Below are 6,169 nucleotides of genomic sequence, written 5' to 3' on the forward strand. Positions count from 1 at the left end.
GGGTCGGGCTCGGGGGCGGCGGCGGGTAGTCCTCGGGACGCCGCTCGTGCTTCGGCGCGAACCAGTCACGCTCCTCGTTCGGGCTCATTGTGCGCTCACTTCTTCACCGAGTAGACGTCCTGCGCGGAGGCGGCCAGCTTGCGCGCGCCCTCCTCGTCGAGTCCGAGGTCGACCTCCACCTCGGGCTGGTTCGGCTCCACGACGAGCGACGGCGGCAGCCCGACCACCACGCTCGCGCCCGGCAGCGCGGACGCCGGCACCTCGAACACGAACCGCCCGCTGACCCAGATGTCCGGCTGCACCCAGGTGTTGGTGAGCGTGACCGCGTTGTCCACCCGGTCGGTGGCGGCGAACTTCTTGCCGTCGGCCGTCAGCAACACCGGCTGCGCCAGCTTGTACGGCTTGCGGCTCGACTTGGCCGAGGCGTTGACGACGAGGAAGAGCTGGTCCGTCCCGATGGTCGTGGAGTAGTTCTCGATCGACTTGGCGGCCAGGACCGAGTCCACCCGCACGGTGAAGCGCCGGGCGTCCACGTCCTCGCCCTTGTCGCCGGCGTAGGTGAGCGGCAGGCTCAGCTCGCTCGGGTTCAGATGCATGGTCTGCAGCCCCATCGCCCCTCCGACGAGCAGCAGCCCGGCGGCGAGGCCGAGCAGCCGCGACTCGCCGGCGCGGCGACGTCCCGGCCGCCGGCCGCGCCCGTCGGGGACGGCCGCGGGGCGCTGCTCGGTGGTGGTCACGCGGCACCGCCCTTCTTCACCGGCAGCGTCACGCGCGCCTTGACCTCGGGCAGATAGGAGTCGCCCGCCTCGGTGGCGACCATCTGCCAGCGCGGCAGCTCGTTGTTGAAGCCCGTGGTGAGCTCGAAGGAGGCCATCTCGAACGAGATCTTCTCCGGCGGCCGCCGGTCACCCTCCAGCCGGTACCGCACGATCACCTGGCTGGTCACCCCCGGGTGGAGCTGCTGGGAGTCGCCGCCCTTGGTGCGTACGAACGTGAAGGGGACCGCCTTCTCGCCGAAGGACGGGTTGATCTTGAGCAGGGAGCCGGCGAAACTGTCCGAAAGGTACGCCTGCTCCAGTTTCTGCGCGGGGATGCCGACCGAGCGCGTCTCGTCGCCCTTGTTGGTGACGTCGAAGACCAGCTCCACGAAGTGCTTGTCCTCGTCGAACCGGGTCGCCGCCCGTTCGACCGTCACCCGCGACTCGACGAGCCTGGTGGAGTACAGCCCCTGGTCGAGCACCGCGCCCTGGCCCAGCGGCTCCGGCTCCTCGGGGGCCTCGTTCAGACCGCCGAGGAGGGCGGTGACGCCGAAGGCCGTGAACGCCACGAGGGCGGCTGCGGGCACCGCTACCGGGCGTCTGCGCTTTTCAGGGCTCTCGCCGGACGGTTCCGTCATGGGTAAGGATGGTAATAGGTAACGCTTATCCCATCTGCCGCATTGCTCCCATCGGAATGGTCGAATTGCCGAGAACCCTGCCGCTACCGGGGTAGTAACTCATACGCTGTCACGGAGCGGAAAGGGTCTGACCCCTACCACTAATGACATATCGGCAGCCGGAGGGTCACGTGACGGACGTGCATCCCGAGCATGCCCAGCTCCAGGCGGACCGGATCTACCTGGGCTGGCAGTACATCCTGCTGCATCCCGACCCGGGCCCGCCACCCAGACGCCCCTCGCCCGCCGAGGAGCCGCCGCCGGAGCCCGACGCCGCCGAGCTGGAGCTGCTGCGCCGCGAACGCCTCCAGGAGGACATGCTCAACCGGCCCGTCCGTCTCGTCCGCCTGGCCATGCTCGTCCTGGCCGTGCTGATCCTGGCGGTGGCGCTGGCGGGCTACCTCGCCTGGCCGTTCGCCGCGGTCGCGCTGGTCGCCGCCGGCGGCGTCGCGGGGATCTGCAGCTACGCGCTGCTGCAGGGCGACCGGGCCGTCCGCTACAGAGTCCAGGAGCAGCAGGCCAGGGACGAGCGCCAGCGCCGGGAACGTGACAAGGAGCTGTTCCGCGCCCAGGAGGAGCACGCCCGGCGCTACCGCGAGTGGCAGGAGGCCAAGGAGCGCCACGACAAGCAGCTCACCTGGTACGCCGTGGCGGTCCCCGACGAGATCGACCGCGTCGACGTCGCGGGCGGCACGCTGCCCGGCTGGTCGGCGCTCGTCACGCTGATCGGCGCGACCCGCCTCTACAGCGGCGGCCACCTGACCGTGCTCGACCTGTCGGAGGGCGCGATCGCCAAGGACCTGATCGAGCTGGCCCGCAAGGGCGGCGACGACCCGCTGGTCTGGGTGTTACCCGTCGACCTGCCCAAGCTCGACCTCGGCGCCACCCTGAAGCCCGAGGCGTTCGCGGACGTGCTGGCCCACGTGGTCAGCGTCAGCGAGGAGCACCGCACCACCCGCGACCTCAGCTTCGACAACGCCATCCTGGAACGGGTGCTGGAGGTGCTCGGCGAGAACGCCACGATCAGGCAGGTCACCGCCGCCCTGCGGGCCCTGGCCCAGGTCGGCGACCCCCGCGACGACCTGCGGTACGGCCTGATCACGGCCACCCAGCTGGAACGCATCGGCACGCTGTTCGGCCGCGGCGTGAGCGACCGGGTGGTGATCGAGCGCGCCTGGGCGCTGGAGTCGCAGCTGCGCAAGCTGGAGACCCTGGGCACCCAGGCCGTGCGCCTGCCGCCCGCCCGGCTGCGCGTGGTGAGCATGGACCGCCAGGCCGGCGTGTTCGGCAACCGCGTGCTCGGCACGTACGTCGCCACCGCCCTGACCCACATCCTGCGCCAGTCGCCCGCCTCCGACCGGCCCTGGTACCACACGATCATCGTGGCGGGCGCCGACAAGCTCAGGGGCGACGTGCTCGACCGGCTGATGGACGCCTGCGAGACCTCGCGCACCGGGCTCGTGCTGACGTACCGGTCGCTGACCCCGACCGTGCGCGAGCGGCTCGGCAGGGGGCACGCGGCGGTGGCGTTCATGCGGCTCGGCAACGCCGAGGACGCCCGGGTCGCCAGCGAGCACGTCGGCACCGAGCACCGCCTGGAGCTCGCCCAGCTCACCGAGACGATCAGCGAGTCGCTGCCCGGCCTGGACGGCGGCTACACCTCCACGATCGCCCAGGTCGAGGACGGCACGGAAGACCGCGACGGCGGTCACGCCGACCTGGCCGGCGACATCACCGAGTCCACCGAGTGGGGCAGGACGGCCGACAAGATCTCGGAGAAGGAGCGGGTGCTGCAGCGCTCGCGCGAGTTCCTCGTCGAGCCGCACCGGCTCCAGCAACTGCCCACGACGTCGGTGATCGTCACCGACGCCACCGCCCAGGGCCGGCGCGTCCGCCTCGCGGACGCGAACCCGGCCATCCTGACCTTCCCCAAGACCACGCTCGGCGAGCTGGAGGACGTCCGCGAGGCCGTGCTGGCGCTCGACCCCAGGGACGGCGACGGCGACGCCGACCCGCCGGCGAACCTCGGACCACCGCCGCCACGCCTGGACTGGCGCAAGGGCAGGCAATGACATGGTCAATGTCAAGGTGACGAGCTGACGGTTGGCGGAATTTACTAAAGAACCGTCTGTGGGGGATAGAAATGCAGCTGAGCGGGCCCTGGTATCGGATCCAGTCGATCGCAGCACCCTCGCGAAGCTCGTCGGCGGAGTGGGATTTCGTCACCGTGCTTCCCGCAGTGCTGTCGGCGGCGCAGCGCGACCGGCCCTTCGTGATCGGGTGGCTGTCGCGCGGGTCCGGCGCGCCGCTCGAACTCATCACCAACGCGGGGCCGCTGTCGCCGCCCCGCCAGCCGCGCCGGGCGACCGACCCGCCCGGCCTGCCGAGCGGGCCGCAGCCGCTGCTGTTCCCCGGCGGGGCGCGCGGCGTGCAGCTGAGCGAGGAGTACCTCGCCGACCTGGCCGACCTGGTGTGGACGCCGTGCCCAGGCCGGCAGGCGCCGCCGCTCGGCGGACGGGGCCGCGAGTACTCCGAGCTCGACCCGGACGAGCTGAAGCGGCCGACGCTCTTCGAGTCGACGCTGGTGACGCTGATGTCGCGGCCGTTCGGCTGGCTCGTCGTCGCCGAGCCGACCGACCTGCTGGACGCCGAGGTCGCCCACCTGCGCACCCAGCTCAACGTGCTGCGCCAGTACGGCGACGCCTCCGAGCGCTCCCGCTTCGACGCCGAGCGGGCCGAGCGCCGCATGCAGGAGCTGGACTCCTTCCGCGAGGCCGGCCTGTGGAACGTGCGCGTGCTGGCCGGCGGCGCCACCGCCGACGAGCTGCGGCAGATCGCGCCCGTGCTGGTCGGGTCCGTCGAGATGAGCCATCACCCGTACCGGCTGCGCAGCTCGCACGGCGCCGTCTACGCGCTGTCGGAGGCCCTGGCCATCACCATGCAGGACCCGGCCGACGGCGCCGCGGCCCCGTTCGCCGCCACCGCGGGCGCGCTGGCCGCGCTGGCCGGGCTGCCCCGGCGGGAGGTGCCGGGCGTGCGCGTGCTGGAGTCGGGCTTCTTCGACGTGACGTCCGAGGCCGACGGGGGCGAGCTGGAGCTCGGTGAGATCCTCGACGGCCAGGACCGCGGCGTCGGCTCGTTCCGGGTGCCGCTGGCCACGCTCAACCGGCACGCCTTCATCACCGGCGCGACCGGCTCCGGCAAGTCGCAGACCGTCCGCCACCTGCTGGAGCAGCTCAGCAGGGCCCGCATCCCGTGGCTCGCCATCGAGCCGGCCAAGTCGGAGTACGCCGCCATGGCCGGCCGCATCGACGGCCCCGTCACCGTGATCAACCCGTCGGCGCCCGACGGCGTGCCGTTCAGCGTCAACCCGCTCGAACCCGAGCCCGGCTACCCCGTCCAGGCCCACATCGACATGGTCAGGGCGCTGTTCATGGCGGCGTTCGACGCCGAGGAGCCGTTCCCGCAGATCATGTCGCTGGCGCTGCAGCGCGTCTACGAGGCCACCGGCTGGGACGTCGTCACCGGCGGCGCCGTGCCCGGCTCGAACGTCCCGCCCACCGTGCCCACCCTGGAACAACTCCAGCAGCACGCCATGGACGTCATCAAGGAGATCGGCTACGGCCGCGAGGTCCAGGCCGACGTCGAGGGCTTCATCTCGCTGCGGCTGCGCTCGCTGCGCGTCGGCTCGGCCGGGCGCTTCTTCGAGGGCGGCCACCCCGCCGACATCGGCGGCCTGCTCGAACGCGACGTCGTGCTCGCCATCGAGGACGTCGCCAACGACGAGGACAAGGCGTTCCTCATGGGCACGCTGATCATCCGGATCGTCGAGCACCTGCGCATGCGGGCCAGGAAGGAGAAGTCCCCCGGCCTGCGCCACGTCATCGTGATCGAGGAGGCCCACCGGCTGCTGCGCGACCGCGGCCACGGGCGGGCCTCCACGCACGCCGTCGAGCTCCTCGCCGGGCTGCTCGCCGAGATCAGGGCGTACGGCGAGGGCATCGTCGTGGCCGAGCAGATCCCCACGAAGCTGGTCTCCGACGTGGTGAAGAACACCGCGCTGAAGGTCGTGCACCGGCTGCCCGCCGAGGACGACAGGAAGCTCGTCGGCGCCGCCATGAACCTCAGCGACGAGCAGTCCCGCCACGTCGTGTCGCTGCAGCCGGGTTCGGCCGCCGTGTTCGCCGACGGCATGGACCGGCCGCTGCGGGTCCGCGTGCCGCTGGGGGAGTCGCGCGAGAAGGCGGTGCCGGGCCCGCCGCCGCCCATCAGGGGCCGCCGCTCGGCCGCCTGCGGCACCCAGTGCCGCAACGGCCTGGCCTGCACGCTGATGGAGCTGCGCGAGGCCGACGTGCTCGCCGACGCGCCCGACTGGGCATGGCTGCGCATCTGGTGCGACACGGTCGTGCTCGCCTTCGCCACCAACCGGCCGCTGCCGGGCGTTCCACGCGCCCTGTCGGCCGCCTGGGGCGACCTTCCGGTACGCCGCCGCGAATGCCTGCTCGCCACCCTGATCGAACGTTCGGTGCAGCGGCGCGCCTGGGCGCTGCGCAGCTGGTTCGACCCGGCGCTGCTGACGGAGAAGGCCGCCGAGACCGCGGCCCGCCTGCTCGGCGGCCTCGACAACGGCGGCGAACGGGCGGGCGCGTCGTGGGTCATCCCGCAGGTCCGCTGGCTGCACGAGGTCGACCGCCTCTTCCCGTACGGTCACCCCGCCCCGAACCTGCGCAGCCC

Annotated in this window: 4 protein-coding genes; 2 read left to right on the plus strand and 2 right to left on the minus strand. The window is 72.2% G+C overall.

Annotated elements, in window-relative coordinates; all coding sequences use genetic code 11:
• Positions 1-95 precede the first annotated feature (95 nt).
• Both C1J01_RS45400 and C1J01_RS45405 read right to left on the minus strand, forming a co-directional pair.
• Positions 96-737 (minus strand): hypothetical protein, encoded by a 642-nt coding sequence (locus tag C1J01_RS45400; RefSeq protein WP_111185203.1) that lies wholly within the window; start codon positions 735-737, stop codon positions 96-98.
• Positions 734-1,396 (minus strand): hypothetical protein, encoded by a 663-nt coding sequence (locus C1J01_RS45405; protein ID WP_146615976.1) that lies wholly within the window; start codon positions 1,394-1,396, stop codon positions 734-736. The genes C1J01_RS45400 and C1J01_RS45405 overlap by 4 nt, the downstream gene beginning before the upstream one ends.
• 170 nt (positions 1,397-1,566) lie before the next feature.
• On the opposite strand from C1J01_RS45405, the gene C1J01_RS45410 reads away from it, so the two are divergent.
• Entirely contained in the window at positions 1,567-3,507 is a 1,941-nt protein-coding gene (locus C1J01_RS45410; RefSeq protein ID WP_181449324.1) for a hypothetical protein, read from the plus strand.
• Between the two features lie 155 nt (positions 3,508-3,662).
• The coding region (locus tag C1J01_RS45415) for an ATP-binding protein (protein WP_235855103.1) at positions 3,663-6,169 on the plus strand (2,507 nt) is incomplete at its 3' end.

Source organism: Nonomuraea aridisoli (genome assembly GCF_003236395.1).
Lineage (GTDB): Bacteria > Actinomycetota > Actinomycetes > Streptosporangiales > Streptosporangiaceae > Nonomuraea > Nonomuraea aridisoli.

Bases quoted from the DNA above. Each gene is read 5' to 3' on its own strand.
- C1J01_RS45405 (WP_146615976.1), bottom strand. From the start codon at position 1,396: ATGACGGAACCGTCCGGCGAGAGCCCTGAAAAGCGCAGACGCCCGGTA.